Annotated in this window: 12 protein-coding genes; 6 read left to right on the top strand and 6 right to left on the bottom strand. The window is 70.9% G+C overall.

Features of this window, described 5'->3' with window-relative positions; genetic code table 11:
- Positions 1 to 4 precede the first annotated feature (4 nt).
- A complete protein-coding gene (locus tag OHA55_RS09540; RefSeq protein WP_266704719.1) occupies positions 5 to 601 on the top strand; it encodes a histidine phosphatase family protein in 597 nt (198 codons plus the stop codon).
- A gap of 24 nt (positions 602 to 625) precedes the next feature.
- Here the strand turns inward: OHA55_RS09540 and OHA55_RS09535 are convergent, their stop codons facing one another.
- Complete coding sequence (locus tag OHA55_RS09535; protein WP_266704717.1) at positions 626 to 1,999, bottom strand: tetratricopeptide repeat protein; 1,374 nt, start codon at positions 1,997 to 1,999, stop codon at positions 626 to 628.
- 242 nt (positions 2,000 to 2,241) lie between these two features.
- Here OHA55_RS09535 and OHA55_RS09530 point away from each other — a divergent pair, with 242 nt between their 5' ends.
- Complete coding sequence (locus OHA55_RS09530) at positions 2,242 to 2,709, top strand: hypothetical protein (RefSeq protein WP_266704715.1); 468 nt, start codon at positions 2,242 to 2,244, stop codon at positions 2,707 to 2,709.
- 110 nt (positions 2,710 to 2,819) lie between these two features.
- Positions 2,820 to 3,752, top strand: coding sequence for a spermidine synthase (locus OHA55_RS09525; RefSeq protein WP_266704713.1), 933 nt, complete (start codon positions 2,820 to 2,822; stop codon positions 3,750 to 3,752).
- A gap of 172 nt (positions 3,753 to 3,924) precedes the next feature.
- Here the strand turns inward: OHA55_RS09525 and OHA55_RS09520 are convergent, their stop codons facing one another.
- Entirely contained in the window at positions 3,925 to 4,371 is a 447-nt protein-coding gene (locus tag OHA55_RS09520; RefSeq protein WP_266704711.1) for a DUF1772 domain-containing protein, read from the bottom strand.
- A gap of 90 nt (positions 4,372 to 4,461) precedes the next feature.
- Between OHA55_RS09520 and OHA55_RS09515 the strand changes: the two genes are divergently transcribed.
- The gene (locus OHA55_RS09515) at positions 4,462 to 5,040 is read left to right on the top strand and encodes a TetR/AcrR family transcriptional regulator (protein ID WP_266704709.1); all 579 of its coding nucleotides are present in this window, start codon (positions 4,462 to 4,464) and stop codon (positions 5,038 to 5,040) included.
- A 58-nt stretch (positions 5,041 to 5,098) separates the two neighbouring features.
- On the opposite strand, the gene OHA55_RS09510 is transcribed toward OHA55_RS09515, so the two are convergent.
- The gene (locus OHA55_RS09510; RefSeq protein WP_266710496.1) at positions 5,099 to 6,856 is read right to left on the bottom strand and encodes a 2-isopropylmalate synthase; all 1,758 of its coding nucleotides are present in this window, start codon (positions 6,854 to 6,856) and stop codon (positions 5,099 to 5,101) included.
- 187 nt (positions 6,857 to 7,043) lie between these two features.
- On the opposite strand from OHA55_RS09510, the gene OHA55_RS09505 reads away from it, so the two are divergent.
- Positions 7,044 to 7,736 (top strand): FadR/GntR family transcriptional regulator, encoded by a 693-nt coding sequence (locus OHA55_RS09505; protein WP_266704707.1) that lies wholly within the window; start codon positions 7,044 to 7,046, stop codon positions 7,734 to 7,736.
- A gap of 6 nt (positions 7,737 to 7,742) precedes the next feature.
- Here OHA55_RS09505 and OHA55_RS09500 read toward each other — a convergent pair whose 3' ends face one another.
- The 3 genes from OHA55_RS09500 to aspT (OHA55_RS09490) are packed head-to-tail and all read right to left on the bottom strand — an operon-like array spanning position 7,743 to position 12,799.
- Positions 7,743 to 9,398 (bottom strand): bifunctional aspartate transaminase/aspartate 4-decarboxylase, encoded by a 1,656-nt coding sequence (locus OHA55_RS09500; RefSeq protein WP_266704705.1) that lies wholly within the window; start codon positions 9,396 to 9,398, stop codon positions 7,743 to 7,745.
- Positions 9,399 to 9,418: 20 nt separating this feature from the next.
- Complete coding sequence (gene aspT / locus OHA55_RS09495) at positions 9,419 to 11,122, bottom strand: aspartate-alanine antiporter (RefSeq protein ID WP_266704703.1); 1,704 nt, start codon at positions 11,120 to 11,122, stop codon at positions 9,419 to 9,421.
- A complete protein-coding gene (gene aspT / locus OHA55_RS09490; RefSeq protein ID WP_266704701.1) occupies positions 11,123 to 12,799 on the bottom strand; it encodes an aspartate-alanine antiporter in 1,677 nt (558 codons plus the stop codon).
- Between the two features lie 709 nt (positions 12,800 to 13,508).
- On the opposite strand from aspT (OHA55_RS09490), the gene OHA55_RS09485 reads away from it, so the two are divergent.
- Positions 13,509 to 14,837: an ABC transporter substrate-binding protein gene (locus tag OHA55_RS09485; RefSeq protein ID WP_266704699.1), complete on the top strand. Its 1,329-nt coding sequence runs from the start codon at positions 13,509 to 13,511 to the stop codon at positions 14,835 to 14,837.
- The last annotated feature ends 337 nt before the right edge of the window (positions 14,838 to 15,174 follow it).

Genomic DNA, 15,174 nt, shown 5'->3' with positions numbered 1-15,174 from the left:
GCTCATGGCACCGCGCATCCTGCTCGCCCGGCACGGCCAGACCCAGTGGTCGGTCCAGGGCAATCACACCGGCAGGACCGACATCCCGCTGCTCGACTCGGGGCGGGAGGGCGCCAAGCTGCTCGGCGAGCGGCTGCACCGGGCCCCCTGGTCCGGGCTGCCGGACACGGACATCCGCACCAGCCCGCTGGTCCGGGCCGCCGAGACCTGCGAACTGGCCGGCTTCGGGGACCGGGCGGAGACCTGGGACGCGCTGATGGAGTGGGACTACGGCGACTACGAGGGCCTCACCCCGGCGCAGATCAAGGCGGACCGGCCCGACTGGCTGATCTGGCGCGACGGGGTTCCCGGCGGGGAGTCCACCGCCGAGATGACGGCCCGCGCGGACGGGATCGTCGAGCGGGTGCGCTCCGGCGAACGCGACGTCCTCGTCTTCGCCCACGGCCACATCCTGCGGTCGATCGCCGCGCGCTGGCTGGGCGAGGACCTGATGTTCGGCGCCCGCGTCCGGCTGGAGCCGACCTCGCTGTCCGTGCTGGGCTGGGCCTACGGGATGCCCGCCGTGGAGCGGTGGAACGACACCGGCCACCTGGAGCGCTGAGCACCGCCCCGGGCGCCACCGGGTTCAGCCCCGGTGCTCCGCCCGGTACCGCTCCAGCAGGCCCGCCACCGCCGTCGCGTCCCGGTCGGCGCCCAGCACACGCACCGTCCCCGCCAGCATCCCGCTGATCCGGGAGGAGCGGACCCGGTCCAGCAGGTCCAGCACCTGGTGCGCGGAGCGGACCGCCTCCTCCGCCGCCCCGGCCCGGGCCAGGTCGCCCGCGAGCTGGGCACGGTAGAGCGCGAGGTTCCGGGTGAAGTGCGGGTCCTGGAGCGCGGTGGCCCGCCGGCCGTGCCGGGTCGCCCGGGGCCAGTCGCCCAGGGCCGACCAGCACTGCGCCTCCAGCAGGTGCATCTCCGCCTCGCGGAAGAAGCTCATCCACTCCGGATCGCGCTCGGCCGGCCCCCGGTCGAACGCCGCCCTGGCCCGCGCGATCGCCCGGTCGCATCCCGTACGGTCCCCGAGCCCGGCCCGGCCGCCCGCCTCGCGCAGGGCGAGCAGGGCCAGCAGCCGGTGCGAGCCGACCGAGCGGGCCGCCCGCTGCCCGGCCTCCGCCGCCCGGACCGCCTCCCTCGGCCGCCCTGCGTCCCGGGCCAGGAACGACGTGTTGCAGAAGGCGTGCGCCTCCAGCGCGTCGTCGCCCGCGACCCGGGCGGTGGCCAGTGCCTCCGCGTAGTACGAGCGCGCGTCGTCGAACCGCCCCGAGTCGTGGGCCAGCCACCCCACCGACAAGGCCAGTTCCCCGGCCCCGGCGTGCAGCCGGTCGGCGGTGGCGCGCCGGGTGGGCGTCCCCGAGTCGAGCAGGGCGTACGCGGCCCGCAGCGGCTGGGCGGCACGGCGGTAGAGCCCGTCGCCGCCGTGCCGGTCGTCGAGGACGCGGATCTCGCGCACCGCCTCCTCCACGGAACGCACCTCGGCTTCGCCGGCCCGTCGCTGGGCGGGCAGGACGATCGGGGTCCCGGCCGCCCGGTGGGCGCCGATCCCGATCGATGCGGTCGCCACACCGGCGGTGCCGCTCGTCATGAACACGCGACGCAGCACGTCGCTCTCCTCGATGTCGCTGGGTACGGAGAGGACCGGAACCGTGTCCGCGGACAGCGATCTCCAGGCCGCCGGCAGGCGGGTGCGCGCCGAACGTCCGCGCACGCTCTCCCGGTCCGAGAAGCCCAGGTCCCCCAGGGTGGCGCCGGGGAACATGTGCAGGAAGACCCGTTCGTACGCGTAGTTCGGGCACCGGATCTCGCCGGACTCCACGCGACCGATGTAGCGGGCGTCGCAGGCGACCTGCTCGCCGATCTCGCGGGCGGCCCTGCGGACTGCCGCCGCGAACTCTCCCGCCGAGCGCGCTCCGCGCAACTGGCGGAAGACGAGGTTGGGAACGGCCCGTGACGACACCATGGCGTGGCCCTCTCTGGTGCAGCCGGGCGCATGCCTCTGGTGTCCCGGCGGAGCAAGAACGTACCTGGTGTGACGGACCGTTCACGCAGTGTTTCGCGACAAAGGGGGGCATCTCGGCCGTGATCCGCCATGAACTGCCACCCTTTGCGGCGGCTCGGCACCGTAGCCCTTGACGCGGTCGGCGCGTTGGTCCATGCGGAGACGGGGCGTGGCTCCGTCAGGCGACGACAGGAGGGGTTCCCATGCTTCACCTCGGCACGGAGACCGGCCCATGGAACACCGCGGCCACCTCGAAGGACGCGGGGGCGCGGCCGGCCGTTCCCCCGCACGCGACATCGGCCCCGATCGAGGGGTGCGCCGCACACCTGTGTGATCTCGTCACCGTCCCCGCCCGGCAGGGGCTGGAGGCCGTGGACATCCTGCGCCGGGGCGCGGACCTGGTCGCGGTGGGGCCGGTGCTCCACGACGGGGCCGGCGACACCGTCGGCTTCCTGGTGCCGCCCGGTACCGCCGATGGCTGGGACGTACCGGGCAGCGCGTGTACGAGCACCGAGGGCCGGGGGCTCCGCCTCCCCGACGAGGCGCCCGTCTCCGGAACCGGCTGGCTGCTGCCGCCCGCCGAGGACGCCCCGGTCACCGACCCCGCCGCCCTGCGGGCCGCGCTCGACCAGGCGGCCCGCATGATCGAAGCGGCCGACAACTGCCGCTGAGCCCATAATGTCCAGGTGGGCGGGGTTGTCCCCGGCGTTCTCCTCGCCCCGGCCGGCCCGCGCGACCAGGACGCGGGACCGGTACGGACGGGGCGGTGAAGGCGGACGACGTGGCACGTCGAGGAGGGGCGGGCAGCGAGAAGCCCGGCAAGCGGAACGACCGGAGCGACCGTTCCGAACGGAACGAGCGGGCCGACCGGTCGGGGCGCGGGCGGGAGCCGCGTACCGCGACCGTCGACGGCGGCCGGGCCGAACTCGCCCCCGACAAGGAGCGCCGGAACGCCTGGACCCTCCTGCTCGACGGCGCCCCGCAGTCCCATGTGGACCTCGACGACCCGACGTACCTCTCCTTCGAGTACCAGCGCAGGATCGGCCACGTCATCGACCTCGCCGCACCTCCGGGGACCCCGCTGCACGTCCTGCACCTGGGCGGCGGCGCCTTCACCCTCGCCCGGTACACCGCCGCCACCCGCCCCCGCTCCACGCAGCAGATCGTCGAGATCGACGCCCCGCTCGTCGCGTTCGTCCGCCAGGAACTGCCGCTCGACCCGCAGGCCCGGGTCCGCGTCCGTGCCCTCGACGCCCGTGAAGGGCTCGGCAAAATACCCGACGGCTGGGCCGATCTCGTGGTCGCCGACGTGTTCGGCGGAGCGCGCACCCCCGCGCACCTGACCACCACCGAGTTCCTCGCCGAGGTGCGGCGGGCGCTGAAACCGGGCGGGAGTTACGTCGCCAACCTCGCGGACGGGCCGCCGCTGGCCCATCTGCGAGGCCAGATCGCCACCGCCGCCGCGCACTTCCCCGAACTGGCGCTCGCCGCCGACCCCACGGTCTGGCGCGGCCGTCGCTTCGGCAACGCCGTGCTCGTCGCCTCCGACCGGCCCGTCGCCGTCGCCGAACTGACCCGCCGGGTCGCCACCGACCCGCACCCCGGCCGCGTCGAACACGGCCGCGCGCTGGCCGACTTCACCGGCGGGGCGGCGGTCGTCACCGACGCGGTCGCCAAGGCGTCCCCGGCACCGCCGCCGAACGCGTTCGACTGAGCGCTGTTTCCGTCGTCCCCCGGTGTTCGCGGGGGCCGTCAGTACGGTGATGACCGCGGCACGCGTGCCCGAACCGGGCCCGGCCGCGTGGCCGGGGCCGCCGCGGCGCGTGGCGTGCGCCGATCCGCCGACCGGGCGGTCGCGGCTCGGCCGGGCGGGCGGGTCCGCCGGTTCAGGTGAGCCCGGCGACCAGCACGGCGAAGGCGGCGACCAGGACGGTGACGCGGGCGTAGTGCCACCGCTCCCAGCGGTTCAGCTGCTGCTTCCAGTCCTCGGGCCGGTTCCCGGGAGTCCACGTCTTGCCGCGGTTGTTGATCGGGACGAGCAGGAGGACCGACATCACCACGCTGAGGAGCAGCAGCACCGCGGCGGCGATGACGAGGCCGTCGCCGTGGTGGTGGCGGCCGGCGATGCCGCAGGCCGCGACGAGGACGAGCGAGCCGATGTACCAGACCGGCATCACGGCGCCGAGCATCCGGCCCCCGTGGGCATGGCCGAGCTGACCGCTGTCCTCGGGGAGGGCGTTGAGGATCCGGTTCATGATGAAGGCGACGGATAACTCCACCCCCACCATCAGGCCGACGATCACGGTGGTGACGACTTCGAGCGTGTGGAGCATGGCGATCCCTTCGAGATCTAGCGTCGCTAGCAGTTGAGTCGACGCTACCGCTGCTGCCGCTCTTATGTCTAGCGATGCTAGGATCGGATCATGTCGGTACAGGAACGCAAGCGGCGCGAACGGGCCGAACGTGAGCGCCTCATCGTGGCGACAGCCCGCGAACTCGCCGAGGAGCATGGCTGGGAGGCGGTCACCACCCGCCGGCTCGCCGAGCGCATCGAGTACAGCCAGCCCGTCCTCTACAGCCACTTCCGCGGCAAACGCGAGATCATCGGTGCCGTCGCCCTCGATGGTGCCGCCGAGCTGGCGGCGGCGGTCCGAGCGGCGACATCGGGCGCGACCCTCCCGCACGAACGGGTCATCGCCCTCGCCCGCTCCTACCTCGTCTTCGCGGAACGCCATCCGGCGGTCTACGACGCCATCTTCCAGCTCGACGGTGGCCTCGCGTACGCGCAGGAGGACACCCCGGAGCCCCTCAAGGACGCTTTCGCCGCGCTGCTGGAAACCCTGGCCGAGGTCGCCGGAACGGGCGTCCATCCGGGCCTGTTCACCGAGGTGTTCTGGGCGTCCCTGCACGGCCTGGCGACCCTGACCCGGGCGGGACGGCTACTGCCGCAGGACGCCGCGCGGAGGATCGAGCTCCTGGCGGACCGGCTCGCCGTGGTCTGACGAGCCGGTCCGGACTGCCGTGGTTCTGCGCTCACCCGGCCCGGTCCGAACGCCCGGCTCACCCCGCCCGGTTCACCGCCGAGAGCACCGCCAGCACCGAGGCGGTCAGCCCCGAGGTGTCCCGGCCCGCCCCCCAGACCGTCCGGCCGCCGACCCGGCACTCCGCGTACGCCATCGCCGCACTGTCCTGGCCGCCGGTCGTCGCGTGCTGGGTGAAGTCGAGGATCTCCACCTCGTGGCCGGCGCCCGCCAGCGCCCGGACGAACGCCGACAGGGGGCCGTTGCCGGTGCCCTCGTAGTCACCCGTCACGTCGCCGCCGCTTCCCTCGGTGCGCAGCGCGCACACGAACCGGTGCTCCCCGTCGGCGGTGACGTCGGCGGTCCACGTCTCCAGTGTCACCGGACCGTCCTGGCCCGGCGCCAGGTAGGTCGCCGTGAACAGCTCCCACAGGTCCTTGCCCGTGGCCTCCAGGCCGCTGTCGTCGGTCGACCGCTGCACGGTACGGGAGAAGTCGGGCCGCATCCGGGCGGGCAGGTCCACGCCGTGGGAGCTGTGCAGCAGATGGGCGATCCCGCCCTTGCCGGACTGGCTGTTGACCCGGATGACGGCCTCGTAACCGCGCCCCACGTCCGCCGGGTCGATCGGCAGGTACGGCACGTCCCAGGTCGGCGAGGCGGTGCGCTCGTGATGCGCGAACCCCTTGCTGATGGCGTCCTGATGGGTGCCGGAGAAGGCGGTGTACACCAGGTCTCCCGCGTACGGGTGGCGCGGCGGCACCGCGAGGCGGTTGCAGTGCTCGACCGTGCGGCGGATCTCGTCGATGTCCGAGAAGTCCACCATGGGGTCGACCCCCTGGGCGTGCAGGTTGAGCGCCAGGTTCACCAGGTCGACGTTGCCGGTGCGTTCGCCGTTGCCGAAGAGGCAGCCCTCCACCCGCTGGGCGCCGGCCAGTACGGCGAGTTCGGCGCAGGCCACCCCGGTACCCCGGTCGTTGTGCGGGTGGACGGAGAGGATGACGGACTCCCGGCGGTCCAGCGCCCGGTGCATGTACTCGATCTGGTCGGCGTAGACGTTGGGAGTCGCGATCTCCACCGTGGCGGGCAGGTTGTGGATCACCGGCCGGTCCGGGGACGCGTCCCAGAGGGCCGTCAGCCCGTTGCAGATCTCCAGGACGAAGTCCGGTTCGGTCAGCACGAAGACCTCGGGGGAGAACTCGAACCGGACTTCCGTCGCGGGGTGTCCTCCGGCCAGCCGGTCCATCAGCTCCGCCGCCTCCCGCACGGTCGCCCACACCTGCGCGCGGTCCCGGCCGAGGACGACGTCGCGCCAGACCGGGGCGGTCGGGATGTAGAGGTGGACCACCGCCCGGTCCATCCCGGCCACCGACTCGAAGGTCCGCGCGATCAGGTCCGGCTTGGCCGGAGTGAAGACGACGGGGGTGACGTCGTCCGGGACCGCTTCGCCCTCCACCAGGTGGCGGACGAAGTCGAAGTCCGTCCGGCTGGCGGACGGGTAGCCGATCTCGATCTCCTTGAACCCCATGGTGACCAAAAGGTCGAACATCCGCCGCTTGCGCGGGGTGTCCATCGGCTCCGCCAGCGCCTGGTTGCCGTCGCGCAGGTCCACGGGCACCCACAGGGGCGCCTTCTCGATCCGCGTGTCCGGCCAACGGCGGTCCACGGCCGGAATGTTCACCCGCTCGAAGGCGGAACGGTAGCGGTGCGAGGGCATGTCGCCGGCGCGCTGCGGGTTCCACGCCGGGGAGTCGGCGGGAACCGGGCCGCGCGGTGTGCGGAGGGTGGGGAAGCTGTGCATCGTGGACATCTGGACAGAAGTTCCTTCGCTGGTCGCCGGATGCGACCGGCACAGCGCGGCACCCCGCGGCGGGGTGCCGGTCGCGTCAGGCCCCGCCGCGGCAGCCGAGAAGAAGGAGACCGCCGAGCGTCATGGGCGGTACAGTAGCCACAACCAAAGTCTTCAGACAACCCGACAGGTGAAGCGCGTGTCCTCCCTCGGCCCACTCCGTCCCAGCCCCCTCGTCGACCAGGCGACCGCCCATCTGCGGGAGCAGATCACCGGCGGCACCTGGGCGGTCGGTACGAAGATCCCCGGCGAGACCAGCCTCGCCAAAACCCTCGGCGTCGGCCGCTCCACCGTCCGAGAGGCCGTCCGCACCCTCGCCGCGACCGGAATGCTCCAGTCCCGCCAGGGCGCCGGGATCTTCGTCGTCGCCGACCGCCCGCACGAGGACTGGCCGGCGCGGCTGCGCCGGGCGGCGGTCACCGACGTCTACGAGGTCCGCATGCTGATCGAGGTGCAGGCCGCCCGGCTCGCCGCCGAACGCCGTACCGAGGACGACATCACCGCCTTGGACGCGGCCATGGCCGCCCGCCGGGCCGCGAGCGGCTGGGGCGACGCCGAGTTCGTCGACGCCGACATCGCCCTCCACCGCGCGGTGGTCGCCGCCGCCCACAACCCCGTACTCACCGATCTTTTCGGCGAGTTCGCTCCGGCGCTCCGGCAGGGGCTCATCGACCTGGTCGATCTGCTCGACCTGCGTGCCGACCACCCGGGCCACGGCGAGGACACCCACGCCGCGCTCGTCCGCGCCGTCGTCGAGGGGGACGGGGCGGCGGCCGAGCGGCTGACCAAGGCCGACCTGGAGGCCACCCTCGCCCTCCTGCGCGGGGCGTGAACCCGCTCAGCCCCCCGTACTCGCCCCCCACTCCTGCGCGTAGTCGTCGAAGATCACCCGCAGGTGGTGGCCGATCCGGAGGTAGTCCAGATCGTCCAGGTTGGCGAGCGAGACGCGTACCGACCACTCGGGACCGTCGAAACCGCCGCCGTTGAGCAGCACCACGCCGGTCTGCTCGGCGAGGCGGAAGAGCGGGTCCACCGGCTCGTAGTTCTGCTCCAGGAAGTCGGCGAACGCCTTGCCGCGCACCCGCTCGGCCTCCGCGAGCAGGTCCAGCTCGATGTAGTAGGCCGCGCGCTTCGGGTCTTCGGAGATCTTCATGTGCACGCCCTCCAGCAGGAGTTCGAGGCGCTGGTGGACGATGGCCCGGATACGGAGCTTGTAGGCCTGGCCCTGGTCCAGCATGTCGAAGAGCGAGAAGAGCACCATCATCACCTGCTGGGGCAGCGAGAGCCCGGCGGTGTGGTTCAGCGCCACCTGCCGGGAGTCCGCCACCAGCCTGTCGATGAACCGGATCTTCTCCGGTTCGAGCGAGAGCGTCCCGTACCGCTTGTTCAGCCGGGCCTTCTGTTCCGGGTCCTGCGCCGCGAGCAGGTCGTCGATCACGTTGTCGTCGTGCAGGCCGATCACACCGAGCCGCCAGCCCGTCGCGCCGTAGTGCTTGGAGTACGAGTACACCAGCAGGGTGTTGCGCGGAAGGTCCGCGGCGAGCGAGCGGAAACCCTCCACGAACGTCCCGTAGACGTCGTCGGTCACCACGATCAGACCCGGGTTGGAGTCCGCCACGATCGATGCGATCTGGTCGGCGACCCGCTGCGAGAGCGCCAGCGAGGGCGGGTTGCTCGGGTTGACGCAGCAGACCAGCTTGACCGACGGATCGGCCAGCTTCGCCACCTCTTCTTCCGGATACCGCCACTGGCGCACGCCGGTCTCCGTGAAGAGACTGGCCTCCACCCGCACCACGTCGAACTCGTACGTGTCGAGTTCCGGGATCTCCAGGTACGGCGTGAACACCGGCACCATCAGGGCGATCCGGTCGCCCTTGGCGAGAATGCCGTTCTTCATCAGCGAGTCGAAGATGTAACACATCGCCGCCGTACCGCCCTCGGTGGCGAACAGGCTCAGATTCTGGTGCTCGGGCGGCCGGTGGTCGAACATCTCGTCCGCCACGTAACCCCGCACGATCCTCTCGGTGTGGTGCAGGATGCGGTCCGGTACCGGGTAGTTGTCCCCGATCGACGAGTCGGCCATTTCGTGGACGAACGCGTCCGGGTCGAAGCCGAACCGTTTCACCGCCAGATCGAACGACGCCTGCAGCAACTCCATCCCCGGCAGGTCCGGATGGGCCCGCGCGAAGGACGCGAAACGCTCGGCGCAGCCCTTCTCCTCGGGCATCCCGCCGAGGTTGTCCGCCGTCCAGACGCGCTTGCACTCGGAGAGCGCGAAGTAGCCGAGCGCGTGGTACGCCTCGCGCGGCCCGGTGGCCACCCAGTTCGGGTTGCCCCGCCCCGCGTTGAGCATCGCGCGCGTCGTACGGCCCTTCTGGCCGGGCTCGTCGCTCTGGGCCGTCTGGGCGATGCTGATGAACTTGTCCTTCAGCTCGAACGGGCTGAGCTGGGCGAACGACCGGATCTCTTCCCGGCTGAAGCTGGTCCTGGGCATGGCGGTGACCCTTTCCGGGTTCAGTGGTTGAGGAGGACGATCACGGCGCCCCACACGGTCAGCAGAACGTTGCCGACGGCATAGGGAATCGTGTAACCGAGCGTGGGGATCTGGGATTTGGACGTCTCGTTGATCGCGCCGATCGCGGCCGTCGTGGTCTGGCCCCCGGCGAGGACGCCCATCAGCACAGGGAACTGGATGCGCTGGACGTAGTGCCCGAAGAGGAAGCCCACGATCAGCGGGACCACGGTGGCGATCGCGCCGAAGAGCAGCAGACCCCAGCCGGCGTCGGAGAGCCCGCTGGTGAAGCTCGGCCCGGCGTTGATGCCGACCACCGCGACGAACACGCACAGGCCCAGGGTGTCCATGAACCACTGGGCACCCGGAGGCACGTTCCCGTACGTCGGGTACTTGCCGCGGATCCAGCCGAAGACCAGCCCCATGATGAGCCCGCCGCCCGAAGTCGAGAGCGAGATCGGCACCCCGCCGGCGGTCAGGGCCGGGATGCCGAGACAGCCGCCTAGGAAGATGCCGAGCCCCACCCAGACCATGTCCGTGGCGAAACTGGTCGGCACCGGCTTGCCGAGGGCTTTTCCGGCGGGCCCCACCAACCGCTCAGGACCGGTCAGGACGAGGGTGTCGCCCCGCTCCACCTCGGTGGACAGCCGGTAGGGGAACTCCGCCCCCGCACGGTAGAGACGGTCGACGTACACCCCCACCATGAACGGCTCCCGGCGCAGTTCCTCGATCGTGCGGCCGAGCTGAGCCTTCTCCGACGCGACGACGTGCAGCGTCTCGGTGCGGTAGCCGAGCAACTCCACGTCGTCCGCCTCCGGACCGATGTGGGTACGGGCGTCGAAGTCGACCAGGTCGTGGCGGAGCGCGCTGACGGCGACGGTGTCGCCCGCTTCCAGGACGATCGTCTGCGACTGCTCCAGCACGGTGCCGTCGCGGCGTACGGCGGTCAGATAGATCCGCCGTCCGGCGCCCCGCTGCTGCCGTTCGACGTCCTCGACGGTCCGGCCGACGAGGTCGGGGCGCTCCACCCGGTACGCGCGCAGCACCACCTCGTAGTAGCCCTCGCCCTCGTCCGGGTTCTCGTCCGGGGCGTCCAGTTCGGCGGCGAGGACGGCGCTCTCCTTCGCCAGATCACGGCGGTAGAGCCGGGGCAGCACATTGGCCAGCAGCATCGCGCAGAGGATCGTGCCGAGCGGATACGTCACCGCGTACCCGATGGCGACCAGGTTCTCCTCGGACTTCGCCTGGGCGGACGAGAGCCCCGGCAGAGAGCCGATCGCGTCCTGCGCGACGCCGATGGCCGCCGACTGGGTGAGGGCTCCGCTCATCAGCCCGGCGCCGAGCCCGGGCCCGTATCCCAGCAGACCGGCGAACAGCCAGGAGATCAGCAGCCCGGACACGCAGACCACGACCGCGTTGAGCACCTGGGGCAGGCCGTCCTTGCGCAGCCCGCGGAAGAACTGCGGGCCGACCCGGTAGCCGAGGGCGAACAGGAACATGATGAAGAAGAGGTTCTTCACCGTGTCGTCGATCTGGATCTTGAACTGGGCGCCGAGTACCAGCCCGGCCACCAGGCAGCCCGTCACGGCGCCCAGGGCGATGGTGCGGTAGCGGACCTTCCCCAGCAGGAAGCCGAGTGCGACCACCAGGAAGACCAGCAGTTCGGGGTGGGGTTGGAAGACGTTCCGGTTCAGGAAGTCGATCATTCAGGCCCCCAGGACTCCGACGAGGATCGGTCCGGTCAGTGGCAGCAGGAAGTTGGAGAGGGTGTAGGTGATCGTGTAGCCGAGCAACGGCACCGAGCTCTGCGCCACCTGGGTGACGGCGGTGATCGCGGGCGTCGAGCACTGCTGCCCTGCGATGGCCCCGATCAGCAGCGGCTTCTCGATCTTCAGGAACCTGCGCCCGATGATCAGGGAGAGTGTCGCCGGTACCAGCACCATCGCGATCCCGGCGAACGGCAGCAGGGCCCCGTACTGCTTCAGCAGCGGCCAGGCCTGCGGACCGGCGGCCAGCCCGGTGCACGCGATGAAGACCGCGAGGCCCATGTCCTTCAAGGTCGCCGCCGCCTGCGGAGGGAACGCGCCGAAAGTCTGCTTGCGGGAACGGAACCAGCCGAAGAGCAGCCCCGAGATCAGACAGCCACCGCCGGTGCCGAGCGACAGCGGGATGTCCCCGGCGTAGACCACGATCTGACCGAGCAGGGAACCCGCCACGATGCCGAGCCCCAGGTAGATGAAGTCGGTGGCGTCGTTCTTGACCACCGCCCCGATCTTCCCGACCAGTCTCGCCAGGCCGTTGCGCGCGCCCACCAGGGTCAGCACGTCCCCCCGGTAGAGGGTGGTCTCCCCACTGGCCGGAAGGCGCTGGTCGTTGCGGACGACATCGGTGATGTAGACCCCGTCCTTGCGGAACTCGGGGTGCGCCCGCTCCATCTGGTCGATGGTCGACCCGTGCGTCGCCTTCTCCGTGACGGCGACCTGGCTGGTGGCCAGGGGGGTGTCGAGGCCGGGGATGGCGGGCGTCTCGGGTCCGATCTCGCGGCCCGCCTCGATGATGGCCGCCCGCCGCCCGACCACCTGGACCAGGTCGCTCAGGGTGAGTTCGAGCCCGGGGGAGGGGGTGAGGAGCTTGCTGCCGCGCTTGACGCCCTCGACCGTGACCCGGCCGCCCAGAGCCTGTTCCAGGTCGCCCACGGTGCGCCCGTCCGCGAGCGTCACCAGATACGTCCGGCCGACCGTGCCGGGCAGCGCCTCCCGTTCGTCGGACTCCAGCCCGGCGGAGCCGCCGCGCATTTTGTCCCAGAGCTCGCGGGAGGCGTCCGCGAGGTTGATGCGCAGCAGCATGGGCATGATCTGGCTGGTCAGCAGCACGATGGTGATCAGCCCGAAGAGGTAGCAGACCGTGTAGGCCGTGGCCACGTGCCCTTGGTACTGGCTGACTTGGTCGGCGGTGAGCCCGTTGAGCTTGCCGATGGACTCGGTGGCCGTGCCGACGACCGCCGACTCCGTGGCGGCCCCGGCGAGGATGCCGGCGGCGGTGCCCACGTCCAGGTCGAAGGCCTGGGCCAGCCCGTAGGCGATGCCGAGTACGCAGACCAGCTCGATCAGGCAGAGCGCGAAGAAGCGCAGACTGCGACGGTTGAGGTTGGCGAAGAACTGCGGCCCCGCCATGTAGCCCAGCGAGAAGATGAAGAGAGCGAAGAAGATCGTCTTGACGTCCTCGTTCACGCTGACGTGCCGGGTGCCGAGGAGCAGCGAGACGATCAGTGTGCCGCAGATGCCGCCGAGGGTGATGGGCCCGACGCGGGCCTTGCCCACCAGGTAGCCGACGGCGAGGCAGAGGAACAGGGCGAGTTCGGGATGGTCCCGGATGACACCCACGCCGTCTCAGACCTTCCCATCGGTGCCGAAAGTGACTGAACGTGACATAAGGGTGAAGCTAGCAGCGGTGTGGGGGCGCGGCACGTCGAAGGCCGGGGGCGAGGGCGGGTTCGCGACCCCGTCGACCGGGCCGTTCTGCCGGAGCCGGCACGGGCGTCGTCACCGGAAGGGTTCCGGCCGCTTCGGCCGTCCGCCGCTCTCCGTAGGTCTTCGAGGAAAGAACACGATCGGGCCACAGTCGCCTTCCGCGATTGTTTCGGACAGCCTCCCTGTTCACTTCCCAACGTGCCGTGCCGGCGTGGTGCGGGTAAAGAACCAGCCATGGGGTAAGTCCGTATGAAGGATGGCGCGTTCGCGCCGTTGTGGTCACGGCTTCCACCGGAACTGGCTCCCACCTGCGACGATTCGATGCATGGCCGTCAGTCGCCCCGACGCTGCGCCAATTGGCAAGCCCTGTGCGGGACACGGTCTCGTGACTTGCCGGACACGCTCGCGCAACGGAAGCGTCTTCAAGTCTTGACACCCACCCCCTTGAGGCAGCAACCTTCCGTCATCGGCGCATGGGAGCGCTCCCACATCGCACACCCGTTTTCTCGTGCGATCGGCACTGCCCGTGCTTCCCCCCAGTAACACCTGGCGCGGCACTCACGGCGCCCGGGTCCCGCAGTGAGTCAACCGCCAGTCACACCCTGGAAATAGGAGTAGTGGAATGCGCATCACCCGCAACGTCGCAGGTCGACGCCGTAGAGCCGCGATCGTGGCCACCACTGGCCTGACGGCCACCGCCCTTCTGCTCGCCGGCTGCAGCGACTCGTCTGACGACGACAGCGGCAGCACCGACGCCGCAGGCGGCAACATCACTCTGACCGTCGCCGACTACGGCCAGTTCGGGTACAAGGAAGCCGGTCTCTTCGCCGAGTACCACAAGCTCCACCCGAACATCACGGTCAAGGAAGACACCACGGCCGAGGAGAAGGTCTACTACCCGAAGCTGCTCCAGCAGCTGAACTCGGGCAGCGGCCTGGCGGACGTCCAGGGTCTGGAGGTCGGCCGCATCAAGGAGCTGACCGACACCAAGGCGGACCAGTTCGCGGACCTGAGCAAGGTCATCAACGCGACCGACTTCGTCTCGTGGAAGGCCAAGCAGGCCACGACCTCCAGCGGTGCGCTCATCGGCGCCGGCACGGACATCGGTCCGATGTCGCTCTGCTACAACACCGACCTCTTCAAGAAGGCCGGTCTGCCGACCGACCGCACCGAGGTCGCCGCTCTGGTCAAGGGTGGCTGGGAGGACTACATCAAGCTGGGCGAGAAGTTCAAGGCGAAGGCGCCCGCGGGCACCTACTTCATGGACTCCGCCAGCGCGATGTTCAACGCCGTCGTCAGCTCCAGCGCGAAGCAGTACTACGACGAGGACGGCAAGGCGATCTACAAGGACAGCCCCGCCGTCCAGCAGGGTTGGGCCCTGGCCGCCGAGGCGGCCTCCAAGAAGCTGACCCAGGGCGTCCCGCAGTTCGGTGACCCGTGGGCCGCCGCGCTCCGCAAGGGCACCATCGCCACCGTCGCCTGCCCGGCGTGGATGGCCGGCCAGATCTCGGTCAACGCCGGTGACGGCAACAAGGGCAAGTGGGACATCACCAGCGCGCCGGGTGGTACCGCTGCCAACTGGGGTGGCTCCTTCCTCGGTGTTCCGAGCTCCGGCAAGCACGTCGACGAGGCCATCAAGCTCGTCGCCTGGCTGACCGCCCCCGAGCAGCAGGCCGCCGTCTTCAAGGCGATCGGTTCCTTCCCGTCCAACACGGGTGCGTACGACCTCCCGGGTGTGAAGGACGCGAAGCTGCCGTACTTCAACGACGCCCCCATCGGTGAGATCTACGCCGGTGAGGCCAAGACCATCCCCGAGGCCGTCCTCGGCCCGAAGGACGCCACCATCAAGGACACCATCTCCACCGAGATCAACAACATGGAGCAGCGCGGCACCGACCCGGACAAGGCGTGGGACACCGCCGTCAAGTCGATCGACAAGGTGATCGGCTGATCCCCGGCGGTGCGGAAGGCCCAGAGGCCGACCGCACCGCCATCGGCGTGCGCCCGCCACCCCGTCCGGGGCGGGCGCACGCCACCGGTCCGTTCTCCCGGACCCCCGCACACCGGGCCCGGGAGAACGGCCGCCGGCGAAGGACGGCCGGTAGGCGAACCCACCGGCCGGCACACGAACCCACCGGCCGGCACACGAACCCGCCAGCCGGTACGCGAACCCACCGGCCGGCACACGGCACCACGCACACGGTGCCGCCCGCACGCAGATCCACCGCAGCACCCGAGCCACCCGCACGCAGACACACCCGCACCGCCCGCACGGACGGCCGCCGCTC

The sequence above is a fragment of the Streptomyces sp. NBC_00102 genome (genome assembly GCF_026343115.1).
Lineage (GTDB): Bacteria > Actinomycetota > Actinomycetes > Streptomycetales > Streptomycetaceae > Streptomyces.
The sequence above is the reverse complement of the archived record's forward strand: the minus strand, read 5'-3'. Positions and strand labels throughout refer to the sequence as shown.